Source organism: Acidicapsa borealis, assembly GCF_059115245.1.
In genome coordinates, this window is record NZ_JCACNY010000001.1 from 132,707 (window position 1) to 157,638 (window position 24,932).

Below are 24,932 nucleotides of genomic sequence, written 5' to 3' on the forward strand. Positions count from 1 at the left end.
TATGCTCATTACCTCATCGCGGATGCCAGCTATACGAACATGGAGTTCTCTAGCTGCAAAGCCTTAGCGAGAGCATCGGAATCAGCCGTCGTACTGTACAGGCCCGGTGTCACCCGGATGACAGGTCCTTTCGCAATGCCATGCCGCCAAACTGTATGAACGCGGTACTTCTCAAAGAGGACGTGTTGCAGGCGCTGGGCTTGCTCGTCGGTTTGCATGCCCTTCAATCGAAAGCTCGTAATCGCGCAGTATCTCTTCGGATCATCCGGCACGCAGATCTCGACATTTTGCAGGTCTCGAACCTGGTCAACCCAGCGGTTTCTGAGCTCACGCAGATGCTTTTCCTTTGCCGCGCCACCGACTGCGAAGTGAAACTTGGCTGCAGTAGGAATGGTGAGTAGAGCGGCAAAGTTCACTGTTCCGGCGGGTACACGGGCGGTGATATCGGTCGCAGCAATGTCGTGATTGTCATAGGCGACGTCGATTGCATCGAGCCGACTCTTGCGGATGTACATTGCGCCGGTGCCGAGCGGGGCGGAAGTCCACTTGTGCACCGACCAGCCAGCAAAGTCACATCCAAGATCATCGATCTGGAAGTCGAGACACGCGACGCCATGAGCGATGTCCACGACCGTGTCCACTCCCCGTCCACGGGCCATGGCAACAATCTCCTTGACCGGCGTCACGAGTCCAGTCCGGTTAGAGACCTGGGTGACAAGCAGGAGCTTCGCATTCGGCGTCCGTTTGAGTACAGCATCGTACGCGGCCAGAATGTTCTCCGTTGTGGCTGGCTCCGGCATAGCGAACTTCACCACTTGAGCACCGCGATGATCACCGAGCCAATCCATCGCTGCAATCATCGCGTCATAGTCGAGGTCGCAGTAGATAACTGCATCGCCCGCGCGAATGTTCTTGTAGTTAGTGATGAGAAGTTGCAGGGCATCCGAACCGCTGCGGGTGATGGCAATCTCATCTGTCTCACAACCGACCATCTTCGCGACGGATTCCCGCGCTTCACGGCCCCCTGCGGCTAAACATGCCCCGCCAGGAAGGACATTCCTTGCCCAGATTGAATTGTTTCGATTCACGTACATCATCTGTTCGGCGTAAACCTGTTCGACCGAGCGAGGCATAATTCCCCAGTAGCCATTCTCCAGATTGTGGATGTCCGGTTCGACGTCGAAATGCTGAGGCAAGGTGCCGACAGGAATGGAATTCGGCGTGAGCGCGGGCCGAGGTTGTGCTGCCTGCTCTGCACGCCCTCTCGCGGATACGACGGCAGAAGTGGCAGACAGTGCAGCAGCCTTCAGGAAAGTACGTCGATTGTTCATGCCACTCCCTTTCACATACAGTTCAGGACGCGATGCAACGATTTGGGACCACTCGGTCATGCCGGAACCAATCCCAGCCAGCGGCTGACAGACTGAATCCGGGAGAGCACAAACTTTTCAACCAGTAGCACAAGGATAAGCGAGGCTGCCATCTCGGGCAGGTAAACCGCAAGAGCCACAATCACCACGACGACAGCCACGGGATATCTCGGCGTAGACAGCGGGATGGGAGCTCCGAGGACACCCACGTTCCGTCGTCGCCACCAGAGAACCACGGCACTGACGCAAAGCATGACCAGTCCCATGGCAGTGGCCAGTCCGAGAAGCTGGTTGAACAAGCCGAAGAGTTGGCCTTCGTGCGCCGCGACTCCGATGCCCACCATGCGATCAAAGAGCAACCGTTGATGGAAGTTCTGCCTGCTAAGGATGCGGCCCGTCTTTGGATCGGCCTGGATCACGTCCCGCAATGTTCGGTTCTGCGAGTCGGACTTGATCGTCCAACTTCCACCTGCCCGCATTGCTGGCATGATCTCTACCGGATCGGCAAGTTGTAACGAGGAGGCCGTCGGAACAAGGACATTGAATGGCGCATAGGCCTGGGGAGCAACCGTGGAGGGCATGGCATGCCCCATGTGACCGGCGTGCTCCATCCCCGGCATGTCATCCGGCATTCCCAGCACACTGCCGTTCGAGGACGCACGTTCGGCAAGCTCCGACGAACGGCCGTTCGTCCAATCCTGATGTGCAGCCGCAGTGCCTGTTATCTGGCGCACCTTCTTGAAGTATGAGCCCCACCCCTTGGCCCAGGGCAGGCCTGTAAGCAGGATGAACAGAGCAAAGGCTGTGACCCAGACTCCGGTGACGGCATGGAGATCGCGCCAGAAGATGCGTTGTCCCTTCCCCATGCGGACCCACAGAACTCCAGCCAACCTCTCTGTCTGCCGAGGCCACCAGAGATAGAGACCGCTTACAAGCAATACGATGGCCCACGACGCAGCCAGTTCTACGATGCGGGAGCCCGTGTCACCCGCGAGAAGTTCTCCATGAAGATGGAAGAGCACTCGCATGGGACGCCTGTCTTCGTCCACTACGTTAAGAATCCCGAGGGTCTCCGGATTCACATAGACACGACTCTCATGGTTCCCGACTCCAACGATGACGCGCGCTGCGGCATCCGGATTCGGAGGCAGTTCGTAGTAGTGGAGCGTGGCATGTGGAACTGCAGCCACAGCGGCGAGCGCGACTTGCTCCGGCGTGGCTCGATTGCCGCTCAAATGCAGATGGTCGTAAGGGCGATCCAGCCACCGTTCGATCTGCGGCTTGAAGAGATAGATCGATCCCGTGCAGGCCAGCCAGACGACAAAGGGGATGCAGAAGATCCCCGCATAGAAGTGCCATCGCCACACGGCACGGTACAGCCGTCGACCCTGTTCGTGCCTCTCTTCACTCTTTGTTGCGCTGCTCATGATGCCTCCTTTTGCGGGGGGCCGAGACACTCTGCCCCCCGCTGTTCATGGACCACTAGAAACGGACGCGCACTCCACCGTAGGAAGCCCGCGGAGTTCCTGCGTAGATGGAGCCGGTGGAGTTGGCAAGTACGCTGGCCCCGTTCTGCTGCCCCGATGTGGTCAGAGAATCCGTAATGTTTCCAGCTGAGCCGACATACGTTTTGTTTGCAAGGTTCTGCAGATCGAAGAAGAATCGAAGACGCGACGTGAAACCGTGCCCGGCCGGCGGATCGTAATGCAGACTGAGATTAAGCAGTGTGTACCCGGCAGCGGTGAGCAGGTTCGCATTATCCAGAAAGTACTGGTCACGCCACAGCGCCTCGATGTATCCACCGATGCCGCGCAGCGAGCCCGTGGACTGATCGTAGATCACGCGCCCATCCAGAAAGTGCGGTTGCACTCCAGGGATGCGATTGCCTGAGCGAGCGAAGGTGTTGGTCACACTTCCGGTCGTGAGCTGCTCCGTGTAGTCGGTGTAGATCTGGTTGTCGTAGGTGTATGCGGTCCGAAGACGCAGGCCCGTGAGCCGCTGCGGCAATGGATGCCAATCGAGGCTCGCTTCCACCCCGCGATGCGCCGATGCGGGTGCGTTGAAGGTGAAGCTCTGGAGGTTCACTCCGGGCGATTGTGTCACTTGCTCGTTGCGGAACCACTCGTAAAAGAAGGTTCCGGAAAGCTGCAGCGTGGAGCTCAACGCCCAGTCCGCGCCGGTGTCGATGCCGACGTTCCGTTGCGACTTCAACGTGGTGTTGTTGCCGAAGGTGCCCTGCGGTGTGGTGAAGAGCTGTGTGGCCTGCGGCGTCCCATACCCAGTCCCAACGCGAGCATGCAGACGCCACGCATTGTCCGGACGGAACTGCACTCCCACTTCCGGCGCGACACTGAAGAAGGGGCGATTGGCAGTTACCGGTGAGATCGTCGGTGTGCCTCCAACCGGATACGAGAAGTTGTTTGCGAGCGCGCTGAGCTTGGTATACTCGCCGCCGAGTCCTGCAACAAGAGTCCACCGCTCGCCCAGAGACATCTCCTGTCGTGCGTGGAACCCGGAGTTGAGGTGACTTCCCTGAACCGTCTGCGTCGCTCCGCCGATGGTTGCATTTCCACCAGGCATCAGGTTGGCGCTGGTCGAGTTGATGTTTTCGTAGTTGAAGAAGCCGCCCACAACCGTCGTCGACGAGCGGCCCAAGGTAGAGCCGTGGCGCAACAGGTCGCTCATCACATTGAACGACGGCAAAGTCCCACGATAGGTAGAGGAACTCGTTGGCTGATTCGCGTCACGGTTATCCCAGACGAATTGCGTCTGCCACGTCGTATTCTCCGTCAGATCGTGCTCATACCTCGCGCCGACAATCGTGCGGCGGTCGTGGCGGTTCAGGCCTGCCTCCGCGGCTCCGAGCGACTGCTTTGTCCCGTTGTATCCATTGACGTACACGCTGACGCTGGCGCAACCATTGGTCGCGAAGGCCGCACTATACGTCTGGCAGCCAAGCTGGTACGGATTCAGCTGATACTGCGCGCGCGACAACCGAATGGAGAGATTCGTATCCAGGTCGTTGTTGATGAACTTGAACGTCATACGATCATGCGGCGTTGCGGCAAAGCTGGCGAGGATATTTGCGGTCACCGTATTGAACTGGTTGTTGACCGTGGCCTGATCCGCGCGCACGTTGCTCAGAAACACCGACAGTTGATAGCGATCATCCCCCGCGCCGTAGGTTGCATAGTCGTTGAAGTAGTTGAAGCTGCCAAAGTCTGCCCCGACTTCAAGCCCCTTGATATCGCTGCCCGACCTCGTGTGAAAGTTAATCGCGCCTCCCGTGGCGTAGTTACCGTAGAGCGCCGAAGACGGTCCGCGAACGACATCGACACTGCTATACGCGTGGGGGTCCGTGAGGTCGGTTCGCGCCAGGCCATCAGGCTGCGTGACGGGAAAGCCATCCTCGAAGACCTTGATGTTGCGTACGCCGTAGGTCTGTCTCGTGCTCGAACCACGTACCGAGATCGCAACGTCGCGGGGACCGTTTCCGGGAACAAACGTTACGCCCGGCATCATGCTCACGATATCGGCCACGGTAATCGCGGGAGAGTTCTTGAAGTCCTCACGGCTTACCTCCGCCTGACTTTGGCTTACCGGAGTTTCTGTCGCCAGCGCGGGGCTAGCGGAAACGGTCACACTCTGTGTCAGCGTAGAAACTGGCATCTGCACTCGTGTGGCTTCCGTACCGTTGCCTGACAACACCAGCGTTTGCCTGGTCTCCTGAAAACCATCGTGCAGCACATCCAGCACGTAACTTCCTCCCGAGAGACCGCGAAGCGTGAAGCGCCCCTGGGAGTCCGAGGTTGTGTGAACCACTTTCGTCCCGTTGCTCGTGCGCACGTCGATCTGTGCACCGACGATGGCGGCATCGCCGGGATCGACTACTTGCCCCGTTACAACAGATGTCGTCTCCTGAGCTGCGACGACGGTCGCATGCAGGCTTGTCGCCATCACGGCAGCGACAAGCAAAGTCTTCCAATGTCTATTCATTTATCTTCATCTCTTCTCCGCACTGGGCGGATTGTTCGCGGATCTGCAGGGAATCATCCGATTCACGATAGGCCGTGATGGAGTATCCGAAACTGCGAGTTCCGAGTTCAGGCGTAAGCATGTCTCGCGTAGGCAGCGGCGCACACTAAGGTCCGATTCAAAAGAGGAAGCGAGCGGGAGGACCACGTTTACAGTGTGTTCGGTTACGGGCTATGTGCAACTTAGATCGAGTGTCTGCATCCCCTACAGCGTAGGTGGCGAAATCCGCATGGATCATTGGCCAAGCCGGCGATGCAAGCTTGGTTGGATGGTGCGTACCCAGGATGGCTACAGGCGCGTACGGACATTTTTCGAGCGGTGCGGTAAACACAGGTTTGCCACCACTCAACCTATTGCGTTCCACCACGCTCATCATGCAGTGGTGCTTGCCATTCTTCCTGCAACACGCAGGCAGATTCGCCTCACTTCTCGCGGTCATCGCGAGGAGAGGAGAGACGAACGGCAAGCCAAAGACGGCCAGCAATGCGATCGCGATCAACTTACGCAATGTCTCTATTGAAGCCCCCTTGGTTGGTCTGCATAAGGCTTTCTCGTCTCTGCTCGATGAGCGAATGCCGTGCTTCTTTCAAATGGCGCATCGAAATCTGGCGGTGGCGCGTTGCTCTTCTGTGGCTTAGCCATGAATGAACTTCTCGGGCGAGGCGTCGAACAGTTGTTTGTGTTCTCGCATACAGAAGTAGTAGGTTTTTCCCTTGTAGACAGAAGAGAGTGCCCCATCGGGATCCATGCCACAGACGGCGCAACGAGGATGCGTTGCACTCTGTGTAATCGGCTTGGCAAAGGCAGCATTCGAATTCGGGTGCAGCCATCCCTCGCCCTGATACTCCAGCATGGTGGCTGTCTCGCGCGTGGTCTCCTCGCCGAAGTAGCGTTCGACAACGCGCAACGCAAGGTCGATACCTGAAGTCAGGCCACCTGCTGTGGCGAGGTTGCCAGCTTCCACAAAACGAGCTCCGCGCTGCACATGAATATCGGGATAGTTTGCTTCAAGGTCGGAATACGCGCCGTGATGCGTCGTGGCAGACTTGCCGGAAAGTAAACCAGTGCTTGCCAGCACAAAAGCTCCAGTGCATACGGACATGGTTACGTCCGTATGCTTGCTGGCCTCTCGAATCCACGCTTTCGTCTTTTCGCTTGCAGGACTCTGCGCAGGGATCACGATGACTTTCGGAGCCGGAGCATTCGCGATCGTGTAGTCGGGAACAATCTTCATTCCTCCGGCAGTGCGGATCGGATCGCTGGTTTCCGCCACCGTATAGAGCTTGAAAGCGTCATACGAGTTCTTGGGCTTCGGCACCCTCTCAAAGACTTCCCACGGGCCGCAAAAGTCAATCACGACAGCACCCTCAGAGAGGAGGAATGCGACTGGGATAGAGCTATCAGCCGGAGGCGTCAGCGGGTTGGGTGGAGCGATTTCTTGAGTTGCAACGGGCTTGTTAGAAGACTTGCAGCCGAGAACGGACGATGCAAACGGAGCAAGAAGCGACAATTGAAGAGCTTTACGACGATTGATGTCAGCCATACCCTTAGTCCTTTCCGAGACGGATTTTCAAGGTGACGAAGCCAGAAATCGGTTGATTGGGCATCACGACTGGAAATCCGAAGTATTCATAGGCATCGAAGGTCTTACGCGCTGTGAGGTTCACCGCGGAACCCTGCAACGTACACCTGCCAAAGTCATACGAAGCCTGCGCATCGACAGCCGCATACCCCGGAGACGTGACCGTGTTCGGGAGGGTGATCTCCTTCTTGGTGAAGGCGGTCACACCGGCACCGAATGCCAGTCCCTTCGCGAAGCCATTCTGAATCCGGTATCTACCAGCGACGCGGCCACTGTTGCGAGGAACGCGCTGCAAGAAGTTTCCGAGGTCCCCGGCAGCAGCCGTATCTTGGGTTACGGTGGCCTGCGTGTACGCATAGTTCGCCAGTAACGAGAATGACCGAAGCGGCTCCCAAGTCATATCGGCCTCTGCCCCACGAGCACGCTGCTGTCCGACCTGAATCGAATAGCCAAGGTTATTGGGGTCAGAGGTGGCGACGTTGTCTCGAGTCTGATTGAAGATCGCGATCGTTCCGGCAAGATGCGCTCGGGAAAGTGCCAGCTTCACACCGCCTTCGACGTTCTGCGAAGTCTCTGGCTTCGGGGCCTGCTGGACTACGAGACCAAAGGCGCCACGAAACGCCGTAGCATAAGCCGCGTACAGCGATATACCACTGGCCACTCTGAAGGTGCCACCGATGCGGCCCGATGCATGGTTGTACGTCTTGTCGGTTGCCTGTTCCCGCTCCCGGAAGTCGAGCTTGGTATAACGAACCGAGCCGGTCAGGCTGAGCCGCCCGTAGGTAGCTTGGTCTTGTCCGTAAACCGCAGTGGTTTGGTAGCGGTCTGTCTGAAACAGACTTGCCGGCGTCTCGGGTCCGAACGACAGGTTATACGTAGGATGCGCGAGGTCTTCCTGCCCGACGGAAACTCCGGAGAAGCCCATTTCGGAATAGAAGTTGGTGTGGTCGTAACTGACACCAGCCAGCAACTCATGCTTGCCGCCCAGCCCACGAAGGTTCGCCACAAGGTTTGTGTCGAAGGTGCCTTCTCGCACCGGGTTGTTCGACATATCCAACGTGTAAATGTTGTAGACGGGGGGATTCGGATCGAGGGCAACAAGTCCCGGATAAACGAAGCTGCCATGCTCATTTGCCTGGCTGAAGTAGTAGCGCGCGCTGGTCGTCCAATGCAGATTGTCCGTGAAGGCATGATTGAGTTCTAACGAGCCCGTATTGCTATCGAGCCGTGTATGCGGTTGCCCAACAGGCGCACCCACAAACGCGTTGCGGTCGATCTCACCAGACATCGCCAACTCCGCCGGAAGGCCTGAGTACTCCAACTGGTCGCGATGGTTGAAGCGCCCCTGAACGAAAAGGTCGGTCTTTGGTCCGAACTGGAAGGACATCGCTGGCTGCAACGACCAACGGTCTCCGCTGAGCAAATCGACCCAACTGTCATTCCGTTGATATTCCCCGGAGACACGCGCAGCGACCGTCCTGCTGAGCGGGATATTCACATCACCGTAAGGGTCGAGCGTTCCAAAGTTGCCGCCGCGAAACCCCACGTAACCATTCAATTTCGGTTCCAGGCGTACCGAGACCACATTGATCAACCCTCCCAGAGGAGAACCAAGGCCACCACCGTACATGGTGGAGTTCGGACCTTTTACCACTTCGATCCGCTCCACTCCCACGAGGCTCGTCGGATCGTTTGCGGTGGTCGTATTGCCGAACATGGCAAGTCCGTCCGTGTAAATCTCTGCTGGAAAGCCACGGACGAGAGGCGAGACAAACAGGATCTCTTCGGACCTGGTCGGAACGACTCCCGACACGTTCACCAGCGCATCGGCAAGCGTGCGGCGATCCTGATCACGGATCAACGCGCGGTTGAGCACTTCAACCGACTGCGGCACTTCGATCAACGGCGTGCCGGTGCGTGTAGCCGAAGTGGAATCAAGCGAAGCATAGCTTCCTGCGTTTGCAGCGCTCACTTGAACTGTAGAACTCGTAGCACCAACTCTCAGTTTCGCTATGACACTGAAGGGCTGGTTGGCCTTGAGAGTGATGTTGGTCGCTTCAAAGGTCTGGAATCCCGGAGCCGTGACTTTCACGTTGTAATGGCCCGGAGGCAAGGATGTGAAGACGAAGTTGCCCGCGCTGTCTGTCGTGCCGGCGGTTTCGTGCCGGCTATCAACTTCCAAAGCCATGACTTTGGCACCTACAACCGCAGCACCCGTGGCATCCAGCACTGTACCCGAGACAGTTCCAAGAACCTGACCGAGCAAATGCAGAGTTGAAAAAAGCAGGAGAGCCACAGCCGCTACCGAGAATGATGATGTTTGTCTTCTCGGAAGAGCGAGAACCTTGATTGAACGGCCGAGCATGGCTGGCATTACGTGATGGGGAGACCCGCCCACAGAGCAAGTTGGGGCAGGAGAAGAAACTTCGGGCTTACTCCTCTGATATGTCTTCACTGAATCCTCTTCTTTCGATTGCGAATGTTGTTCGGTTTGCCGGATGTTCTGCAGCATCGCAAGTCACTTCTGTCGATCACGCGAGACCGTGCCGCTTCCTCGCATCAGCACTTGCAGAGCGCAAGTCTTCGGGGATCTTCCGCCCCATCTGCTCAACATGGGTGGCCAATGCGGGGCTGGCAGTCGGTGGAGAACCCGAGGGAAACGTCGGCTGAGAGTCATCTTCCATACCCAGTTGAGTAGGCTTCGCGGAGTCCTCACCGCGAATACGGGAAGCCGTAAACAACTGGAAGTCGCAGGGGTAACGATGACAGGATGTTCCCCTCACCTTGCCCTCGTGACGGCCATGGACACCCGAGACGAGATCTCACCTCAGAGAGGTGCCAGCGCTAGAGGATGGGGAGGAGAGGAGGACCACGCTTGCCGTGCGCTTTGTCACGCGCAAGTCGCACTTGCGGGATCGTTGGCCCTATTCCCGAGCAGCCGGTGCCGAACTTCGCATAAAACATCTGCCAATACGGTGACGCGAGCTTGGTTGGATGGTGCGTACTCAGGATGGCTGCGGGCGCGTACGGGCATTTTTCGAGCGGTGCGGTGAACGCAGGTTTGCCACCATCCAACTGATCGCGTTCCACCACGCTCATCATGCAGTGGTGTTTGCCATGCTTCCTGCAGCACGCAGGCAGATTCGCCTCACTCCTCGCGGTCATCGCGAGGAGAGGAGAGACGAACGGCAAGCCGAAGACGGCAAGCAACGCAATGGCTAAGAACTTACGCAATCTCTTCTTCAACACTCCTTGCCTGCTAAACGAACACCTACAGCGATTCGCCCCTTCGCATTGCTCCCTGAGCAGGAGCGAAAACGAGAGAGGATCTCACCTCGATTCTCCCGAGGATCATTGAAGTGGAATCCTCCGAAGACGTACCTGAAGAGGGGGTACTAACCAGCCAGGTCATGCACAACAGGGACAGGACGGGAGACTTCCTCCTTCTCCTGAAATCAGCAATTCACGGGCGAGAACATACACGACGACGTGTCTCCCCGTAAGAGGAGAGGCCGTTCATGGTGCTATGAGTTCGGGGACGATTTTAGGCGGTCGGGGGGCCGCGTTTTTGATTCGAGAGGTCGCGATTGATGCGCCACTGAGCCAGAACCTGCGGATAGACTGCAGGATGGCTGATGAGGCCTGCGAAGATTGCCCTGCCGGGTAAAAGGCCGACTTGATCGCGGTTTGGTGCAATGAGCGCATGAGACGGCGCGAACGGACACTTATCGGGGGGTGCTGCAAAAGCTGGCTTATCGCCGGCAAACTTTTCACGCTCCGCCATACTCATCATGCAGTGATGTTTGCCATTGCGTCGGCAGCACGCAGGCAGGTTCGCTTCACTCTTCGGCGTGAGCGCCAGGAGAGTGGAGGCAAACGGCAGGCCGAAGAGGGCCAGCAACGCAATGGCGATAAGCTTACGCAATGAATCCATTGAAGCATCTCTGCCTCATCCCCGCAAATCCTCAGCAGCGTGCCGGACGGACTTGGTGAGCTGTCCAGATACCCGTCACAACGTCTCTATTGAGGTGCTTGGTACAGTGGACTTCACGTGAAGTGACGAGGCGGGCGTTCAACCGAATAGGATTGAAGCATGACTTCAGCCGACTTGCCGCATCCAAATTGCGCTCCCTTTGGACCTCTGTTGAGCCTCGTAATGATCCCGGAGTCGATCTGGAAGGTCCGATGAGGCTTTGCACCGCCATCCTGTTGATCGCTTCGCTCTCTATGCTCCATGCCCGGCCGGCGATTGCTCTGCAAGAGAGAGCACCGGATGCAGTCACGACAAAGGTTTTCCCATTGAAGGTTTCGGGGACGGTCGTCGACACAAGCGGAGCACTCATGGCTCGCGCTACCGTGCAGGTCCGAAGTGGAAACGGGACTCTAAGGAGCACGACACAGACAGACAATCACGGCACCTTCGAGTTGTCCGGCCTGCAACCAGGCATTTATCGCCTTGCGGTGTCGAAATCCGATTTTGCGACCAAAGAAATCACTTTCACTTTAGGGTTCACTGAGCCGCGAGTAGCCCTGCGTATCGTTCTGACCGTAAGCGCCGTCAACGCCACCATCGAGGTGGAGGGCCGCGACGGAGACCTTACCGGGATCGCAACTTCCGCCACGCAAGGCACGGTGGGGGCAGCGGAAATCCGGAACCGTCCGATCCTACGTTCCGGGGAAGTCTTGGAGACGGTGCCGGGTGTCATCATCACGCAACACGCCGGAGGCGGCAAAGCAAACCAATACTTTCTTCGTGGCTTCAATCTTGACCATGGCACGGACTTCGCGATCTTCATCGACGGGATGCCCCTCAACCTGCCCTCACACGCGCACGGCGAAGGGTATGCGGACATGAATACCGTCATCCCGGAGTTTGTGCAGCGGGTGAACTACGAAAAGGGGCCGTATTACGCCGATGTCGGAAACTATGGCTCGGCTGGTTCAGCCCATCTGGAATTCTTCAAGACGCTCCCCCAGAACTTCTTTCAGGTGGAAGGCGGGATGTATGGCTATGGGCGTGCCGTCTTCGGAGCATCGCAAAAGCTTGGGCCAGGAAGCCTACTATACGGCGGAGAGGCGTATCACGATGATGGTCCATGGACGCATCCTGACAATTACTACAAGTTCAACGGCCTTCTCACCTACAGCCAGGGAGAAGACGGCAATGGCTTCAGCATCACGGCCCGTGGCTATCACGGACGATGGAACTCAAGCGATCAGATTCCCGAAAATGCCGTGCCGCTGGTCGGATTCTTTGGCACCCTGAATCCGACTGACGGTGGCCATTCCCAGCGATACAGCCTGCAGTCTGAGTGGCACCGGCAAAACAGTAACTCCGACACCAGAGTCACCGCTTACGGCTTTTACTACGATCTCGATCTGTTCTCTGATTTCACGTACTTCTTGACTGATCCTAATCGCGGTGACCAGTTCGAACAGAAAGACCGTCGCTGGGTAGTCGGTCTGGACGCACACCACAGGACCTTCAGCCGATGGTTTGGCAGAAAGGTAGAAAACACATTTGGCCTACAGGTCCGCAACGATTGGATTCACAATGGTCTTTTCCAATCGGAGGATCGCATTCGTGTGGACAAGACGGATTCCTCCACCGGCAACACGCTACCGGCGACGACGGAAGCGGACCGCTTCACGAATACGCAGCCTGGTTTCTATGTGGAGAACAAAATCCAGTGGGCGGATCGGTTCCGCTCGGTGATTGCCATGCGCGGCGACGTGGACTACTTCGACGTGACCAGCCTAGTGACGGCGGCGAACTCCGGAACAGCAATCAAGGTGCTGCCCAGCCCCAAGGCGAGTCTGATCTTCGGTCCATGGGCGAACACCGAGTTCTATGCGCAAGGCGGGTTCAGTTTCCACAGCAATGATGGACGTGGCGCAACGCAAACGGTAGAACCTGTTTCCGCTGACAATCCTTACCCCAATACGACCGCTTCAAGGATCCCCGCACTGATCCCAACCAAGGGAGGTGAAGTAGGCGTCCGCACGACGGCCCTGCCACATCTCCAAAGCACAGTCTCCATCTGGTATCTCCACAGTACTTCCGAACTACAGCAGTCCGGCGATACCGGAGACACGGTGGCTTCAAAGCAACCGAGCAATCGTTATGGCGTCGAGTGGGCAAACTACTACACGCCTTTGAAGCACCTGGCCTTTGACTTCGACCTGGCGAACTCCAGAGCACTGTTCACAGCCATCGATGAAGACGATGCAGCGCCGGACAGTATGGGCGGGAAGCGCGTGCCTGAAGCGGTTGGCCTAGTGGTTTCTTCGGGCGTCACACTACACGACTACAAAGGCTTCACGGCGAGTTTGCGTCTGCGTTACTTCGGCCCGCGCGATCTCACCTCCGACGGAGTGTACCGCTCACAGGCAACAGCGTTGCTCAATGGGGAGATCGGCTACCGATTCAACCATCGATGGCGCATGGCGGTCGAACTTCTGAATTTGCCGAACCGCCGCGACCACGACATCGACTACGCCTATACCTCTAAAATCACGCCTACGGTAACTCCGGCGTTCACCGACGTGTTTCACCCCGTAGAGCCATTCCAGGCACGATTCGGTTTGGTAAGGACCTTCTAAGAGGTGCCGTGCTTGGCACATCTGGACTCGAAGAAGGGCACGAGTAAGGATTCCCGCGCAGCCGGCGAGCGGAGGCCGGAAGCTACGCTGGATGAGGGGCCGGGGAGAAACCGGCAAGGTTTCTCCCCGCGTGATTTTGGCACACGAAAAATCGAGGGGCGGCGAGGTTCCGCCCCTCGGTGAAAGGAACTCCTAGGCTGCCTTCTTGGCACTCTTCGTGTCTTGCCTTTGGGCTTGACTCCTCCATGCCATGATGTGGGTCGAAGGCTAAGTTATTGACAATACAGTGGTTATGAGTCGGAGAAACCGGCAAAACCGGCATAGTTGGCAGCATTTGCTGCCAAAATGCTGCCAAATTCTACTACGGGTAATCGGGCTGATCCGTGGGCGGACAGCCCGATTGATTGTGTGGACCGTCTTGCCGAAGCAGTTGGCTTAGGGCTGTAGATCGCCATTCCCGGCTGGATGGCTTTGCGGGTTTAGTTTGCAGTATGGCGCTTGTGTGCGTTCATGGCGCACAAGGATGGGATTTTGTGAACTTGACATCGAGTTTATGTATGCATGAATATGTGCGTCATGGACGCACAAAGATCATCTCGACTAAACCGCCTGCTCCTAAGCCTGCCGGAGGGGTTCTTGGCGGATAGCGCCTGGTTCCAAGCCCAGGGGATCTCCCGTTCATCGATACGAGACTATGTGGACCGGGGTTGGCTCGAAAGAATAGGTCCACGCGTTTACCGGCGGCCAAGCCAACTCACCAAGGCCTCGCTGCGATGGGATGTTGTTGTGCTCTCGCTCCAGCAGGTCATGCACAAGCCGCTTCACGTCGGCGGACGAACGGCGGTCGAACTGTCTGGCTATGCTCATTACGTCGAAGCTGGCGACACTTCGCGAGTCTACTTGTACGGGTCGGGCCTCCCATCCTGGCTTGCCAAGCTGCCGATATCCGCTCAGTTTGAAACCCGCTCTTCGGGACTGTTTGCAAACTCCAATAGCGGCGTTGAAGCGAGGCGTTACGATCTGCGTTCCGGTAAGGCATCAGTATCGCTAAAGGATGCGGAATCCACGAGCCCCTGGGAATGGTCGCTGACCATGTCAGCTCCCGAACGAGCAATCCTGGAGATGATCGATGAACTCCCGCATCACGAGAGCTTTCATCAAGTCGATGTTGTCATGGAAGGTTTGGCCAACCTCCGGCCTCAACTGGTGGGGAAGCTCCTGCGGGAATGCAAGAGTGTGAAGGTAAAGCGGCTCTTCCTCTGGTACGCGGACAGACATGGACATGCCTGGTTCAAACATCTGGATCTGTCTGCCGTCGATCTCGGAAAAGGAAAGCGTCAACTGGTTCCTCAAGGCCATTTCGACTCGCGCTATCAGATCACGCTTCCAATTGAACTATTCAATACCGGAGGTAGCAACGATGGCCAGTGAAGTTTTCGAAGGACAGGTAGCCCTACTCGTCGGGGTATTGCCCTATGTGGCGACCGAGACTTGCTTTGCTCTCAAGGGCGGAACAGCAATCAATCTTTTCGTTCGAGACCTGCCTCGTCTTTCGGTGGACATCGATCTGGTTTATCTGCCGATTGAGGAACGAGAGACATCGCTTATCGGGATACGATCTGCGCTGAGTCGTATTGCCGAGAGGATTCGTAAAGCGATTCCTGATGGCGTCGTCACCGACAGCGCCAACGCGGGCGGAACCCTCGTCCTTGTTCGTCAAAGAAACGCTCAAATCAAGATCGAAGTCACTCCCGTCCTTCGGGGCACTGTCTATCCCACGGAGTTGAAAACAGTCCGGCCCATCGTAGAGGAGCAATTCGGCTTCGCTGAAATCCAAGTCGTTTCGTTTGCCGACCTCTATGCAGGGAAACTGGTTGCAGCACTGGACCGACAGCATCCTCGAGATCTGTTCGATGTCCAGCACCTGCTTGCCAATGAAGGGATTGATGACGCTCTCTACCAAGCATTTCTCGCATATATCCTGAGCCACAATCGTCCTACGCACGAGCTCCTGCAACCCCGCTTGAAGGACATACGCCGAACCTTCGAGACAGAATTTGTCGGAATGACGGTAAGAGAAACCTCCTTCGAGATGCTCCTCGCAACCCGAGAGCAATTGGTTGCGGAGATTCGCTCCCACCTGGATGAAAAATCTAAGGTCTTTCTTAGGTCTTTTCATACACTCACGCCAGACTGGAACCTCATCAGGTCACCGACTCTTCGTCATCTTCCGGCGATTCGATGGAAACTCATGAATCTGGAACGATTGCAAATCGAGAATCCAGAAAAGTACCAAACCATACTTCAACAACTTGAAGCGGCATTATCTTGAACCGATTCCACATCAAAATCTGTTCCGCCGAAGCCATCAATGCTGATCTCGGAACGGACGGTGGTGGATTTGACCGAACAGTTTGGGCGCGGATTCGGCGAGATCAGTCCTCGGAGGATGCGAGCCTTCTTCCAGACACAAGAAACATGTTCTACCTGCTCGGCCATGTCCACGTCGGACGGAACATGAAGGATCGCACTCCGCGCCTGCACGAGGTCTTCCAGAAGAATCCGGCGGCGATGGTCTGAAACTTGGTATCGTGATGCACGACGGAACGAAGGTGATCCCTTTTGGGGACCGCCTATTCGCCGCTCCTATGTCTTGTTTATGGGCTTGACGGCTCCATGCCATGAAGTCATTGACGGTTAGACGGTTAGTATTCGGCAATACCGGCGTAAGCGGCTATGAACCGACTCATCAGAAGACTCGTTACGATGCTCGCGTGTGCTTCTGGGCAGTTGGGGGTTTGGTTGGCTCCTCTGAAACATAAAGCGTCGCCCACTGCTCAAGGTATTCCAACAGCTCCACCAGCGGTTGTTGCATTGCATCTGCGAGTTCGTACTCTACGTGGAGCACGGAACTGCTTAGGTCTCGCCGCAAGATGAATCCCTGAGCCGTAAGGGAACGAAGGCTTGCAGTTAGCGCTTTCTTGGATGCGGTCGGAATCAGCCGTCGGAGTTCGCTGAGACGTACTGGACGGGAGCGCATCGCACAAAGAATCGGAATCGTCCATTTCCCTTGCAGGAGTTCGATCACACGTGAAACTCGGGTTGTGTAAGAAGCGTTCATCGTGTTGTGTCGGTCGAGTCTTTCGACTACGACCTGGCCACCTGCCCGTAGTCTTTGAGATCGAAGGGAATGGCCATCAAGCCAAAGTCTGGAACGCTGTCCGGATCGATGACCGCGTCGGTACCTGTATCGCCGGCCGATTCTGGTCCCGGCAGGTTTGTTTGGCCGGCAAGCTCTTGATTGCGGAGGACGTAATCTCGCAGTTCTAACTCATAACTTCGCATTGCCAGCAATGGGTCATTTCTATGAGTTGCTAGCGCCCCTGCCAAAACATAGGCAGCGATCATCGCGACGGACGTACCCTGACCGGTCCCCAGCGAGACGCTGTAGCCTGCATCCCCAAGCAGCACGACCCGCCCGTCCGACCAGTGATCCATTCGAATCTGGTTGATGGAATCAAAGTAGAAGTCGGGCGACTCCTGCATATACGCCAATAGCCGTGGGAACTCCCAACCGGCTCCGGCGAGCCGGTCCACCAAGAGTTGTTTCTGAGCGGAGACATCGCGGTAATCGTAATCAAGCGGCTCAGCGGATTGAAAGCCAAGATAAACCCTTGCTGGGGCGTCCTTCGCCATCACCAGGAGGCCGCCCCCGACGTTGCCATTCATGCAGAAGATCTGCCAATGGTCGAGACCGAGGAAATTGGGGATTGCGAAGACGGCGATATAGGAACCGAGATAGTGGATGAACCGCTCGTCGGGGCCGAAGACGAGCCGCCGTACCTTCGAGCGTAGACCATCGGCGCCGATGATCAGATCGAAGCGGCGAGGCGCCGAGGCGACAAAAGTAACATCGACGCCGGTTTCATCCTGGTTCAATGACGCGATCGAGTCGTCAAAGAGATACTCCACCCGATCACCTACGGCCCCGTAAAGCACTTGGCAGAGGTCATCGCGAAGTATCTCGACATCTGAGCTGTCGAATCGACTGCCGGTCAGAGTTCGCTCAGTGCTGCGGAAAAACTCCTTGCCCGTGGGGTCAACGAGCGACACACCGGTGAGCTTCGTGCTTCTTTCACGGATCGCAGCCAAGATACCCATCCGTTCAGCGACCTCCAAGGCCGCTGCGCCGCGCACGTCGAGGGCCTGACCGCCCGGGCGCAGATGCGGCGCTAGCTCGACCACTGTGACCTTGAACCCATAATGGGAAAGCCAATAAGCAGCGCTGAGGCCGGAGACGCTGGCACCCGAAACGAGTACGCTCAAATCGTTCTTCATCGTCATTGAACATCCTTTGTTGGCCGCTCGAACGGGGACATCTTTTGTTGCTTGCCGCCGTTTCCGCGTAAGTAGAAAGTGAATCCACCAATCGTCAGATCACGACCGTCATCACGCCATCGGCTATTCATGGCTCTAATGCGCACTGGTGAGGAATGCATCAAGACGCTTTCGGGCGATCATCTGGCGGAACGTGCCGTGCTGCTTGGGATCGCCCGCGTCGTGCATGATGTCTGTCATCGTGACGCTGAACTCCTGCTCCTTCCAGACGTGCGGCAGCACCGCATCGGAATAGCTCTGTAAAGCTGCTTTGTCGCCGTCCCGCAGTGCCGCTAGCAGGGCCTTAGACAGAACGTCCACGTCATGGAGCGCAATGTTCATGCCCTTGGCGCCCGTAGGTGGCACTAGGTGCGCGGCATCACCAACAAGGAACAGATTCCGGTATTGCATTGGCACGTACACCACAGACCGCAGGGGGATGACGTCCTTGTCAAGCACCACAGCGTCCTGGATGGTGTCATCGCACAGGCGCAACCTCATCTCGTCCCAGATCCGCGAGTCTGGCCAGTCCTCGGACCCATCACTGACGTCGCACTGGAGGTAAACTCTGCTCCTGTTTGGCCCGCGTGTAATCTGGGCAGCAAAACCGTGATCGCTGACTCCCATGAGCGCGAGTCCGGTCACCGGCGGTGCGGCGACGAGTGCGGCCAACCACGCATAGCCGAACTCATAGCTGTACTTCGTCAAAGCGCCGTGTGGAATTGATGACCGGCTAACACTATGCCCGCCGTCGCACCCGACAATGTAATCGCAGACAAGCTCGTGCAGACCGCCGGCATCGGAGTAGTTGATCCGCGGACAGCTATCCTCATCGTTGTGGATCGTTATCTCGGCGACTTGGAAACGAACATCACCGCCCATCTGGTCGATAAGTTCCCGCAACAGATTGGTCACAAGCTGCTGTTGTGTGCAGAAACGGCCCTGCTTGGCTTCTTCGCTGGAGCTTCCAAAAGTTCGGCCTGAGCCGTTTATGCGAATTTCGCCTCGTTGGGCAACGGGACCCTCGGGAAGTAAATTCGCCAAGCCCCACCGCTCGAACATCGTCACTGCGCGCGCCTCGACGAATCCGGCACGCTGTCGCGCTTCGACGTAAGCGCGATTGCGCCGCTCCAGGACGACGCACGCAATTCCGGACTTTCGTAAGAAGGTCGCTAAAGTTAGACCGGACACCCCGCTTCCAATAATGGCAACGGTGGTCTCTTCACGACCTGCATCCCCGGCAGGGGGGGTGAGAGGTAAATCCATCATCTGACCTCCGCCTGAATGCACCTCAACGGTATAAGCAGACTTCCATGAAGTCAGATTATGGAAAGCGCCTCCTGACCAGATAGCGTCAATCGGACAATATATAGCTTTTTCTGGTCAACTCCGATAAATCTGAACGCGCGACGATCTGTTACGCGCGACGATCCGCCAGATACCGAGCGGGGGGCTTTCCCAAGGCCTTTCTGAACATGGTTACGAAGGCGCTCGGACCCTCATAGCCAAGATCGAACGCAACGGTCTGAACTGACGCCCCTTGGTCGAGGCGCTGCAGCGCGGTGAGGATGTGGAGCTGTTGACGCCAACGGCCGAAGCTCATGCCGGTTTCTCGTTTCAGGGCGCGTGTCAATGTCCGCGGGGCAACCGCCATGCGCCGGCCCCAGTCGTCGATCGTGGCGCGGTCGGAGGGGTCGGCCATCATCGCGACGGCGATGCTGCGCAGCTTGGCATCGATCGGCATTGGAAAGTTCAGCTTTTCAACGGGTGCTGTTGAGAGTTGGTCGAGCAACACTGTGGCAATACGGCCGTCGGGGCCGTCAATGTCGTACAGAACCGGCATCTCAGTGACATGCATCACCAAGCGTTCCAGCAGGGGCGAGATCGACAATGCGCAGCATTGCCTGGGTAACGCTGGAGCAGCATCTGGTTCGACGAAGAGGCAATATGCCTCAACATTGCCGGCCAGCGTCATGCTGTGCGGAACGTTCCCTGGAATCCATACCGCACAACGAGGTGGCACGATCCAGACGCTTTGGTCGGCTTCGCATCTGACCATGCCCCGTAGTGTCAGGACAAGCTGAGCCTTGCGATGCTCATGGATGGCCATCTCCATCCCCTTGGTGACCATGTAGCCGCCGAGGGCGGCGACAGGGCGCGGCACATCCTCAGGAGCGAAATCGGCCCCATCATCGTTGTCGAGCTCGTTGGCATCTTGGCGGTAGAAGGGCATGGGCTGCGAACACTTCAGGTTACGACTGACTAGATTAGACAATATCAGCGCATGATTGCTATTTCCAGTCCAACATGTGCTGTCGCAACGACCCTACTCACGCGCCGGCTGACGTGCCATTGTCTCTGCTGCATTTCCACGCGATAACAACAAGAGGAATGGCTAGCGCGATCCAGGAAAGAACATCCCAGATGCCGTCACCCAGCAGTGCTGAGAGCAACCCGTATAGCGTGATCAAGCCGATCACGATTGCCGGTCCGTAGATCTGACGGAAAGGGAGGGAAAGACTCATCGTGCGAAGGCTCCTGTTTGTGCCTCTTCGAGTTGGACCAGGTGGTTCAGTTCTTTTTCGACTGGAGCACGACGCCGAATGAGCCACAGATAGACACCGCTCACCAGAACAACAATCAGTGCCAGATCAAAGAAAGCCCACAGAACTTTCAGCGGAAGGCCTCCGTAGTCTCCGAAGTGAAGCGGACGAGAAACTTCCAGAGCGCGCAGATACCAGGGCAGACCGTTCGTGACGGTCAGGGCTCCATTCTCCACGTCCACGAGCGCTGGAGTGAGCAGGCGCGATGTCACTGGAGTCTTGCCTCGCGTCCAGACGACGTAGTGCCGCGGACTTCCGAAAACTGCGTTTGGGAAGAGCACGGAACTGATTTCGTTGTGCGGCAACGCGCTGGCCACGTCCTTGATAGCAGCATCGACAGACTCGAAATGCGAAGGCATGGCTTTGCCCCTGTAAGGAGCGAGAATCTGGGGCATGGTTTGTGCGCGCCAGATGCCGAAGAGCGGTGTCGAGATCGCGTTCATGATGCCGGTTGCTCCGACGACCAGCGCCCAGGTAAGGGTGACAATTCCCAGTAAGTTGTGTAAATCGAACCAGCGTGTTCTGGGTGCAGCTTCGCTTCGATACGTGCCAAAGCGTAATCGGCGCATGAATGGGCCATAGACCAACGCTCCCGAGGCCAGTGAGACCACGAAAGAGAGCGCCATGACTCCCATGAAGAGTTCCCCTGGCAGCCCCATGAATAGTTCCATGTGGAGCCGCAGGCAAAAGCTGACGAAGCTGAAGCGATCCGCCGGGGCTTCGAGAAAATGCCCCGTATGGACATCGAAGACTGCCGACTTGATTTCGCCGTCCTTCGGTTTGGCAGAGGGGCTCATGTTGACGAACAGCCGCGGCTCGTCGTCGTCCCAATACACGTTGAAGGGATGCAACGTTGGAAACTTCGCCTGAGCGACCGCGACCATCTTGTCAATGCTCGCGGTCGGAGTGCCGGGCGGAACAGACACAGGTGCAACGTGAGGTTCGAGCAAGTCTCGCAGCTCGTCCCCGAAGATGAGCGGAAGACCCGTGATGCAAGCCATGAGCAGAAAGGCCGTGCAGACGAGGCTGGTCCACTTATGAACTCGATACCAAATCCGTACGGTGTTTGCAGTGAGTGAAGCCATAGTACCTCTCAGGATCAAAAATGCAGTTTCAATGCGAGTTGCAGAGAGCGCGGACCGCCCGTCTGGTAAAGCGGGTTGAGCCCACCAAGTTGCGTGTTCTGCATGGTGTAGACGTGACCGAAGTTCGTGCGTCCGGTGGAGAGCTGGTTGTAGACGGTGCCCCATATGGGATGGTTCAGGAGGTTGAAGGCCTCGGCACGGAACTGCAGGCCAATACCCTCGTGAAAGATGAAATCTTTGCGCAAAGCAAGATCGGCCTGAACCGCGTCGTAGCCTCGTGCGCCGTTACGTCCAAAGTTGCCTTCGATGTTGTTGCCCGAGCTATCCTTGGCAATCGTGAATGCGTTGTAGTTGATGACGCGACCACTTGGAGAGTCGGCACCATAGAGATAAAGCGGCTGATTGGCAACGCGATTCGGATAGAAGTAGGCAGCCGTGCCGTTGGCCGTGTAGGCGGTTGTCCCGATCACGTTTACGGGCAACGCCGACCGGGCCGTTACGCGCGAATCGAGCGACCAGTGAGCGAGCGCTGTGCTGAACAGCGCGTGCGAATAACTTCCGGGAAGATCGTAGGTAACGGCTGTCTGAAAGTTATTGCGGATGTCGTAGTCGGAGTTGGCGCGAAACAGTTGGTAGGAAGCAAAGTTGCTCGACACGTTGTCGATGGCGTGAGCCCATGTATAGGACAACAGGACCTGCAATCCGTTGGCCAGCTTCCGATCGAGTCGCACCTGGAGCGCGTTGTAGGTCGAGTTCGCTGCATTGCTGGTCAGATAGAGATCATTCGTAGGAATGAAGTTGGGATTGCCCAGGTAAGTCGGGTCGTAAGTCCGGTTCACAAGCTGTTTCCGCCCGGCCGAAGCAACATAGTTCAGCAGAAGGCTCTGCTTTGCTCCCAATCGCTGTTCAACCGCAGCGTTCCACTCGATCGTGTACGGCGTCTTAAGATTCGGATCGAATCCATAAGTGATGCTGTTGTACGGTGCGGTTGCTCCCGCGCTGGGCGACGCGTCGTAGTTCGCCTGGCTGGCCGGAAACGGCTGGGCAACGAGCGTGCTGTAGGCCATATAGCCTGTACCCCAGTAGCCTTGGAGGGCAGTCGCATAGGGCATGTCGTAGAACATTCCAAAGCCAGTTCGGACGGTTGTCTCGTAACCCGGATTGGCATGAGCCTGATAGGCGAGTCCGAGGCGCGGTGCAAAATTGGTGTAGACAGTGTGCCAGAGCGGAGTGCCGTGCGGCGCAAGCGCCACCATGCTTATATTCGCCGTGGTGAGGGCGTACGGCAGGGCCCCATTCGAGGCGCCGGGAGGCGGATTCAGATCCCAGCGAACTCCGGCGGACACGTTCAGCCGCGAGGTTGCCTTCCACTCATCCTGCACGAAGAGGGACGTGTTTCCGAAGGTTGGTTCCAGCTCGGTCAATCCGAGCTTGAAGATGTAGTTATAGTCGGGAGTTCCTGCGGTCGTCGTCGCCGGACTCATAAAGAGCGGATACTCGTACACGGACGGATATCCTTCCCTGTTGGCAAGGTGGCGATAGTCGACTCCCCAGCGCAGCGAGTGGCGTCCAACCGTGTAGCCCATCCAGTCAACCACGTTGATCTGGTGCTGGGCTGTCGTCCTTGGAGTCAGCGAGAAGTAAGGATTCTTTCCGTAATAAAGCTCGAAGAACAGGTTGGAGTTCGCCATGGAGAGCACTGGCATGTTGCTGGTGTCGAAAGCAACGGCCCCTCCGTAGTTGTCGATATAGTCCGCTGAGGAGGCGGTGCTGGCCGTGTAGTTAAAGCGCAGATCGTTCATCAGCCGTTGGGTCAGAAATGCTGTTGCGCCTGCGGTGACGCTACGAGCCATATTCGCCTGCTTCTGAACTTCAGAAAGCGCGACGGAGCTTCGACCGGTGGTGTTGGAACGGGTGTAGCTGTACCGCGCGAATAGGCGAAGCTTCTCGCCAATCTGGCGATCCACGCGCAGACTGCCATTGTCGAGCGAGCTTGGCACGGAATAGCCAGACTGGAAGATAGCCATCCCGTTTCCTTCATTCGTTTCACCGTTCAGCCCATTGGCCGTTGCAAGATTGGCTGTCGGCAAGGGAAACGCATTCAGAAACGGCTTCATCGACGCGACCGCCGCGTTGCGCACTTCGTAGGTCGGCACATCGGTTACTGCCGACTGCGGGGAGATCAACCGCAATCCCTCATATGCTCCGAAAAAGAAGGTATGGTCCCGACCACTGTGCAGATGGAGAATTCCCAGCGGCCCTCCCAGAGTCCCTCCGAAATCGTTTTGGCGTTCCCTCGGCTTAGCGATCCCGTTGAAGTCGTTGATGGAGGAATTCGCATCGAAGACGTCGTTGCGCAGATATTCGAAGGCACCTCCATGAAGCTGATGTGTGCCCGAGCGGGTGACAAATTCAAACTGTCCACCAGGAGTGTGCCCATACTGTGCCGAGTAAGTAGACGTTGTGGCCCGAAACTCCTGCAGCGCATCGATAGGAACGATGCTCTGCGTGGTGCCGAGCACGGTTTCCTGCGGCACGGAGCCGGAATAGCCTGCGCCCCAGCCAATGATCGAGCTAGCCGCGACTGAGCCTGTGTTCGCGCTCACTCCATCGACCGTGAAGTAATTGGCCTCGGTACGTTGTCCATTCACGGTGACCTCGCCGCTGTATCCGACACCGCCACTTGAAGGCACTACGGCGACGCCAGGAATCAGCGTCAAGAGCGACTGAAAGCTTCGTCCGTTGAGCGGGATGTTTTCAACGAACTGCCGGTCCACGACCGTACTCACTGTCGCGTCGGTCATGTTCATTTGGAGTCCGCTGCCGTCTACGGTGACACTTTGTGTGACGTTTCCCGGATGCAGCACGATATCAAGAGAAAGTTTACCCGCCACGGCAAGAGTGATCCCGTCAACGACCTGCGTTTCGAACCCAGCCGCGCTGACCGATACCCTATATTTTCCCGGCACCAACGAGGCAATAGTGTAAAGTCCCGCATGATTGCTGGTCGCGGTCGTCTTAATATGAGTCGCTTCATGGGCCGCTTCGATGGTTGCAAGCGGAATTGCGGCCTTCTGCGTGTCAAAGACCAAACCGCTGATTTGTGCATTTTGGGCAAAGCCAACGGAGATTCCTGACAAGAACAGGCTGAACAGGGCGAGAATTCGCCAGTGACGCATAGAGAAAACCACGAGTGCTCCTTTCGTATGGCCTCGGGCTGTCGCGTCCGTCTTAAAGTGGGCTTCAGCCTTCGGGTTGTCGATCCCCAAAACTTTCG

At 57.0% G+C, this 24,932-nt stretch carries 19 protein-coding genes; 5 read left to right on the plus strand and 14 right to left on the minus strand.

Annotated elements, in window-relative coordinates; genetic code table 11:
• Positions 1–29: 29 nt before the first annotated feature.
• Genes AC5S27_RS00385 through AC5S27_RS00395 form a run of 3 tightly spaced genes read right to left on the minus strand, consistent with a single transcriptional unit; the run spans position 30 to position 5,366 of the window.
• Entirely contained in the window at positions 30–1,331 is a 1,302-nt protein-coding gene (locus AC5S27_RS00385; protein WP_493932641.1) for an aminotransferase class V-fold PLP-dependent enzyme, read from the minus strand.
• Positions 1,332–1,387: 56 nt separating this feature from the next.
• Positions 1,388–2,797 (minus strand): PepSY-associated TM helix domain-containing protein, encoded by a 1,410-nt coding sequence (locus tag AC5S27_RS00390; RefSeq protein WP_493932642.1) that lies wholly within the window; start codon positions 2,795–2,797, stop codon positions 1,388–1,390.
• Between the two features lie 55 nt (positions 2,798–2,852).
• Positions 2,853–5,366 carry a TonB-dependent receptor domain-containing protein gene (locus AC5S27_RS00395; RefSeq protein WP_493932643.1) on the minus strand — a complete coding sequence of 838 codons (2,514 nt, stop codon included), beginning with the start codon at positions 5,364–5,366 and terminating at the stop codon, positions 2,853–2,855.
• A gap of 254 nt (positions 5,367–5,620) precedes the next feature.
• On the opposite strand from AC5S27_RS00395, the gene AC5S27_RS00400 reads away from it, so the two are divergent.
• Complete coding sequence (locus AC5S27_RS00400) at positions 5,621–6,043, plus strand: hypothetical protein (RefSeq protein ID WP_493932644.1); 423 nt, start codon at positions 5,621–5,623, stop codon at positions 6,041–6,043.
• On the opposite strand, the gene AC5S27_RS00405 is transcribed toward AC5S27_RS00400, so the two are convergent.
• From AC5S27_RS00405 to AC5S27_RS00420, 4 genes are all read right to left on the minus strand, one after another.
• Complete coding sequence (locus AC5S27_RS00405) at positions 6,040–6,948, minus strand: DJ-1/PfpI family protein (RefSeq protein WP_493932645.1); 909 nt, start codon at positions 6,946–6,948, stop codon at positions 6,040–6,042. The two genes, AC5S27_RS00400 and AC5S27_RS00405, sit on opposite strands and share 4 nt — an antisense overlap.
• A 4-nt stretch (positions 6,949–6,952) precedes the next feature.
• Positions 6,953–9,283 (minus strand): TonB-dependent siderophore receptor, encoded by a 2,331-nt coding sequence (locus AC5S27_RS00410; protein ID WP_493932646.1) that lies wholly within the window; start codon positions 9,281–9,283, stop codon positions 6,953–6,955.
• Between the two features lie 548 nt (positions 9,284–9,831).
• Positions 9,832–10,221 (minus strand): hypothetical protein, encoded by a 390-nt coding sequence (locus AC5S27_RS00415; protein WP_493932647.1) that lies wholly within the window; start codon positions 10,219–10,221, stop codon positions 9,832–9,834.
• A gap of 310 nt (positions 10,222–10,531) precedes the next feature.
• Positions 10,532–10,921: a hypothetical protein gene (locus AC5S27_RS00420; RefSeq protein WP_493932648.1), complete on the minus strand. Its 390-nt coding sequence runs from the start codon at positions 10,919–10,921 to the stop codon at positions 10,532–10,534.
• 251 nt (positions 10,922–11,172) lie between these two features.
• Between AC5S27_RS00420 and AC5S27_RS00425 the strand changes: the two genes are divergently transcribed.
• The 4 genes from AC5S27_RS00425 (at position 11,173) to AC5S27_RS00440 (ending at position 16,170) form a co-directional block, all read left to right on the plus strand.
• Complete coding sequence (locus AC5S27_RS00425; protein ID WP_493932649.1) at positions 11,173–13,590, plus strand: TonB-dependent receptor; 2,418 nt, start codon at positions 11,173–11,175, stop codon at positions 13,588–13,590.
• Positions 13,591–14,166: 576 nt separating this feature from the next.
• Positions 14,167–15,021, plus strand: coding sequence for a type IV toxin-antitoxin system AbiEi family antitoxin (locus tag AC5S27_RS00430; protein ID WP_089408852.1), 855 nt, complete (start codon positions 14,167–14,169; stop codon positions 15,019–15,021).
• On the plus strand, positions 15,011–15,922 hold the full coding sequence (locus AC5S27_RS00435) for a nucleotidyl transferase AbiEii/AbiGii toxin family protein (RefSeq protein ID WP_089408853.1): 912 nt from the start codon (positions 15,011–15,013) through the stop codon (positions 15,920–15,922). The genes AC5S27_RS00430 and AC5S27_RS00435 overlap by 11 nt, the downstream gene beginning before the upstream one ends.
• Positions 15,919–16,170, plus strand: a complete 252-nt coding sequence (locus AC5S27_RS00440) for a hypothetical protein (RefSeq protein WP_493932650.1) — start codon at positions 15,919–15,921, stop codon at positions 16,168–16,170. The genes AC5S27_RS00435 and AC5S27_RS00440 overlap by 4 nt, the downstream gene beginning before the upstream one ends.
• A 181-nt stretch (positions 16,171–16,351) precedes the next feature.
• Here AC5S27_RS00440 and AC5S27_RS00445 read toward each other — a convergent pair whose 3' ends face one another.
• The 7 genes from AC5S27_RS00445 to AC5S27_RS00475 form a co-directional block, all read right to left on the minus strand.
• Entirely contained in the window at positions 16,352–16,711 is a 360-nt protein-coding gene (locus AC5S27_RS00445) for a winged helix-turn-helix transcriptional regulator (RefSeq protein ID WP_493932651.1), read from the minus strand.
• 26 nt (positions 16,712–16,737) lie between these two features.
• Complete coding sequence (locus tag AC5S27_RS00450) at positions 16,738–17,934, minus strand: FAD-dependent monooxygenase (protein ID WP_493932652.1); 1,197 nt, start codon at positions 17,932–17,934, stop codon at positions 16,738–16,740.
• Positions 17,935–18,063: 129 nt separating this feature from the next.
• Entirely contained in the window at positions 18,064–19,236 is a 1,173-nt protein-coding gene (locus tag AC5S27_RS00455; RefSeq protein WP_493932653.1) for a 4-hydroxybenzoate 3-monooxygenase, read from the minus strand.
• Positions 19,237–19,384: 148 nt separating this feature from the next.
• Positions 19,385–20,200, minus strand: a complete 816-nt coding sequence (locus tag AC5S27_RS00460) for an AraC family transcriptional regulator (RefSeq protein WP_089408856.1) — start codon at positions 20,198–20,200, stop codon at positions 19,385–19,387.
• 97 nt (positions 20,201–20,297) lie between these two features.
• Complete coding sequence (locus AC5S27_RS00465) at positions 20,298–20,492, minus strand: hypothetical protein (RefSeq protein ID WP_089408857.1); 195 nt, start codon at positions 20,490–20,492, stop codon at positions 20,298–20,300.
• Positions 20,489–21,655 carry a PepSY-associated TM helix domain-containing protein gene (locus AC5S27_RS00470; RefSeq protein WP_089408858.1) on the minus strand — a complete coding sequence of 389 codons (1,167 nt, stop codon included), beginning with the start codon at positions 21,653–21,655 and terminating at the stop codon, positions 20,489–20,491. Before AC5S27_RS00470 ends, AC5S27_RS00465 begins: the two co-directional genes overlap by 4 nt.
• A gap of 14 nt (positions 21,656–21,669) precedes the next feature.
• Positions 21,670–24,846, minus strand: coding sequence for a TonB-dependent receptor (locus AC5S27_RS00475; protein WP_493932654.1), 3,177 nt, complete (start codon positions 24,844–24,846; stop codon positions 21,670–21,672).
• Positions 24,847–24,932 lie beyond the last annotated feature (86 nt).

Excerpts from the sequence above, each read along its gene's own strand:
- AC5S27_RS00385 (WP_493932641.1), bottom strand. The coding sequence starts at position 1,331 with ATGAACAATCGACGTACTTTCCTGAAGGCTGCTGCACTGTCTGCCACT.
- AC5S27_RS00390 (WP_493932642.1), bottom strand. The coding sequence starts at position 2,797 with ATGAGCAGCGCAACAAAGAGTGAAGAGAGGCACGAACAGGGTCGACGG.
- AC5S27_RS00395 (WP_493932643.1), bottom strand. The coding sequence starts at position 5,366 with ATGAATAGACATTGGAAGACTTTGCTTGTCGCTGCCGTGATGGCGACA.
- AC5S27_RS00405 (WP_493932645.1), bottom strand. The coding sequence starts at position 6,948 with ATGGCTGACATCAATCGTCGTAAAGCTCTTCAATTGTCGCTTCTTGCT.
- AC5S27_RS00420 (WP_493932648.1), bottom strand. The coding sequence starts at position 10,921 with ATGGATTCATTGCGTAAGCTTATCGCCATTGCGTTGCTGGCCCTCTTC.
- AC5S27_RS00425 (WP_493932649.1), top strand. The coding sequence starts at position 11,173 with ATGAGGCTTTGCACCGCCATCCTGTTGATCGCTTCGCTCTCTATGCTC.
- AC5S27_RS00430 (WP_089408852.1), top strand. The coding sequence starts at position 14,167 with ATGGACGCACAAAGATCATCTCGACTAAACCGCCTGCTCCTAAGCCTG.
- AC5S27_RS00435 (WP_089408853.1), top strand. The coding sequence starts at position 15,011 with ATGGCCAGTGAAGTTTTCGAAGGACAGGTAGCCCTACTCGTCGGGGTA.
- AC5S27_RS00445 (WP_493932651.1), bottom strand. The coding sequence starts at position 16,711 with ATGAACGCTTCTTACACAACCCGAGTTTCACGTGTGATCGAACTCCTG.
- AC5S27_RS00450 (WP_493932652.1), bottom strand. The coding sequence starts at position 17,934 with ATGACGATGAAGAACGATTTGAGCGTACTCGTTTCGGGTGCCAGCGTC.
- AC5S27_RS00455 (WP_493932653.1), bottom strand. The coding sequence starts at position 19,236 with ATGATGGATTTACCTCTCACCCCCCCTGCCGGGGATGCAGGTCGTGAA.
- AC5S27_RS00460 (WP_089408856.1), bottom strand. The coding sequence starts at position 20,200 with ATGCCCTTCTACCGCCAAGATGCCAACGAGCTCGACAACGATGATGGG.
- AC5S27_RS00465 (WP_089408857.1), bottom strand. The coding sequence starts at position 20,492 with ATGAGTCTTTCCCTCCCTTTCCGTCAGATCTACGGACCGGCAATCGTG.
- AC5S27_RS00470 (WP_089408858.1), bottom strand. The coding sequence starts at position 21,655 with ATGGCTTCACTCACTGCAAACACCGTACGGATTTGGTATCGAGTTCAT.